General features: G+C 41.3%; 3 protein-coding genes. All 3 read right to left on the minus strand.

Annotation, left to right across the window (positions count from 1 at the left end):
* A partial coding sequence (locus Q0E71_RS06580; protein ID WP_294797204.1) for an LTA synthase family protein occupies nt 1–1405 on the minus strand: 1405 nt, incomplete at its 3' end.
* 117 nt (nt 1406–1522) lie between these two features.
* Nucleotides 1523–2047 carry an NADPH-dependent FMN reductase gene (locus tag Q0E71_RS06585; protein WP_294797205.1) on the minus strand — a complete coding sequence of 175 codons (525 nt, stop codon included), beginning with the start codon at nt 2045–2047 and terminating at the stop codon, nt 1523–1525.
* Between the two features lie 36 nt (nt 2048–2083).
* Nucleotides 2084–3119, minus strand: a 1036-nt coding sequence (locus Q0E71_RS06590) for a folylpolyglutamate synthase/dihydrofolate synthase family protein (protein WP_294797207.1), incomplete at its 5' end; no start/stop codon positions are given.

Consider the following 3119-nt stretch of genomic DNA (forward strand, 5'->3'; position numbering starts at 1 on the left):
AGTCGAGCTCTTTGCCGAGCCATTTCTTGATTGATTCTTGTCGCTCGGCGTTTTTGACTGTCATAGCATGATGGTCGCCATAAATCACAATGACTGTCTCGTCCAAAAGACCTAGCTCATCAAGGTCCTTAAAGAAGCTCTCTATGGCTTCGTCGGTGTATCTCGCGCACTTGGCGTATCTATATACATAATCATCTTCATCGCCGGGAAGTGGCTTAATGCTCGCTAGCTCCTCTGGCAGGATGAATGGCGTATGCGTTGTAAGCGTAATCATAAAGGAAAAGAACTTATCGCCTTTTTGTGCGGCATCCTTAAATTTCGCAAGTGACTGCTTGAAAAATGATTTATCTGCTAGACCCATGTTGATGATCTCGTCTTGGGTAAATTCTTCTCCAAGCATAATATCATCCACGCCAAGCTCTTCGTAAAACTTTCTTCTGTCGTAAAACTTACCAGTGTTGCCGTGAAAGGCCATGGTCCTGTAGCCGTGGTCCTTTGCCGCTGTGAAGAGACCGTAGTTGTCGCAGTCCTCATAAAGCTTGTAGGCCTGCCCCTTAAGCGATGGATAAAGGCCGTTTAATGAGACAAACTCCGCGTCCGATGTATTGCCCATACCCAGAAGTTCGAAGTAATTATCAAAGTAGATGCTGCCCTCGTCCCCTATGAGCCTGTTCATAAATGGAGTGATCTCCTCGCCGTTGTACTCTTTCTTCACAAAAGTATTTTGAAGGCTTTCGCACTGAATCACGATGATGTTTTTGCCCTTAGCAAGCCCCGTGAAGTCATTCTGCGTAAATTTTCGCTCGCTAAACTCTCTTGCGACGTCCATCTCCATGGTCTCGTCTTGCATTGCTCTTTCATCTACAATCCTCTTTACTTTACTCATGGCAATGGTTGAGTAAAGCTCTGTACCAAAGATGCTGCCAAAAAGGTATTGCGGCGCGATTATTAATAGCGCTGCTAAGCCTAAGCCAATGGCTGCGCTCTTCGCGCTGCTCTTCTTTTTTTCGCTCGTCATGACTATGACAATATTTATTAGTGACAAGATTATAATAGCTATTAAAAATGTACTGATATTCTCAATGATAACTGGTCCCGTGCCCTTAAGCTCTTTCGCTTGGCCTAATCTTGATAAAAGATTGAAGTTAGCAAATTCCGCATAAAAAACGCTTGCGGCTATCTTGGCAAGGCCTGCTATGGCTATGACGGCTGCCCTATATACCCTCGATGTGAAAGCAAGTAAAACTGCTAGCTCTATCACCGTTGTAAAGAAAACTGCAAGGAGCAATAAAATAAGCCTTGGCCTTTGATCCAAAGCTAGTTTATAAATAAAATTCTTATAATAGAATAATATATTGATTATAAATAAGATGCCTATTACTATCCCAAGTCTTTTCTTCTTCAAAGCCTTCGCCTTCTTCCTCTTTTCATTATATCACATTTTACATGCTTTTAATAATGTTTTTACAAAGGCCCTGACATAAAAATAGAGCCGCTTCGCGCGGCCCATATCGATCTAAAACTATTTTTCTATAAATTTTTTAAACTTCTCAGCGAAGTCCTTGATTCTTTCTTTGTTATCTGCTAGGAACTTTCCTTCTTCATCTGCAAATAGTATGCTTATTGTGTTCATTGGATCTATATTTGCTCTTAGTTGATGAAGTACTGCTATCAATTCTTTTTGCGCAAGTCTTGTTCCGTCAAGTCCTTGTGTTACGCCAGCTACAGCAAAGTTCTTGCCACCGATTAGGTACTTTTCATCATCGTTTGGTCTTGATAACCAGTCGATCATGTTCTTGACAGTGCCTGGCACTGAGTAATTGTACTCAGGTGACGCGATGATGACGCCTTCCGCTTCTCTAATATCTTCTCTAATCTTCTTGATCCAGTCTTCTTCTGGTTTTTCTAAATCTTGGTTAAACATTTTAAAATCATTTGGATAATATTCTACGATATCGTAATCAGCAAATTCCTTTTCTATTTCCTTTGCTAATAGTTTATTCAGTGAGCCCTCTCTTTGTGAGCCAATTAAAAATACTAATTTCATTTCATCACTCCCTCTTAAACTATATACCCAAATACTTTAATTATAATGCTTAAGTCCCAAAATTAAGTCCCTGAAGACGCTTGCTAGATAAAGTGAACCCGCGACAACTATGACAGCATCGTCTGTATATAGCTCAAGTGCCTTCTTGTAGGCTTCTTTGTTGTCTTTAATAAAGTAGATGCCTCTCCTTTCGCCGATGGCCTCAGCCAGCTTTTCAAACTCAAAGTCCCTGCCCTTGTAGACAAGGCTAGTCACGATAAAGTCCGCGTTAAGCCCATCGAAAGTCTCGAAAACCTTTTTATAATCCTTATCCTTCAAAAACGACGTGATCATGATGACTTTTTTATCAAGGCCAAGCAAATATTTCTTTAGCTCAGCAGCGCTCGCCTCGTTATGTGCCCCATCGATGATGATGTAGGGCTCTTCCTTAACAGTCTCTATACGGCATGGCCACTTAACTTCGCTTAAGCCCTTTTTTATGGCAGCCTCATCTATATCAAGTCTAAATCTATTAGCAAGGTCCTTTGCCACCCAAACCGCCATAGCTGCGTTTTTCGCTTGAAACTCGCCTGCTAGACTTACGCTATAGGCCTCGCCATCGTAAGTAAAATCAGTTTCTGTATCACTTTTGCCTATGCTTATGGCCTTGCCATCCAAAACTTTTACCTTGGCATCGACCTTTTCAGCTTCGTCTTTGATTACATCTATAACATTGTCCCCTTGAGGATAGGCGTAAACCGTGTCAAATGGCATAATAATGCCTGCTTTGTTAAAGGCAATCTCTTCTAAAGTGTTGCCAAGTACATTTTGATGGTCATAATCAACTTTCATAATGACATCAGCCGCTTTTGTAGTAAAGCAGTTAGTCGAGTCATATAGGCCGCCAACGCCCACTTCGAAGATGGCGAAGTCAACGCCTTCGTCGGCAAAGTACATAAGAGCGATGAGAGTCACTATCTCGAAGTAGATGCAGTTGATCTCAAGCTCATTTATCTTATCAACTATGGTCTTTAGATAATGATAAAATTTTTCAGGCGGAATAAAATCACCATTGATACGGATCCTGTCATTC

It is taken from the genome of uncultured Fenollaria sp. (assembly GCF_934202865.1).
Classification (GTDB): Bacteria; Bacillota; Clostridia; order Tissierellales; family Peptoniphilaceae; genus Fenollaria.

Bases quoted from the DNA above. Each gene is read 5' to 3' on its own strand.
- Q0E71_RS06585 (WP_294797205.1), bottom strand. From the start codon at position 2,047: ATGAAATTAGTATTTTTAATTGGCTCACAAAGAGAGGGCTCACTGAAT.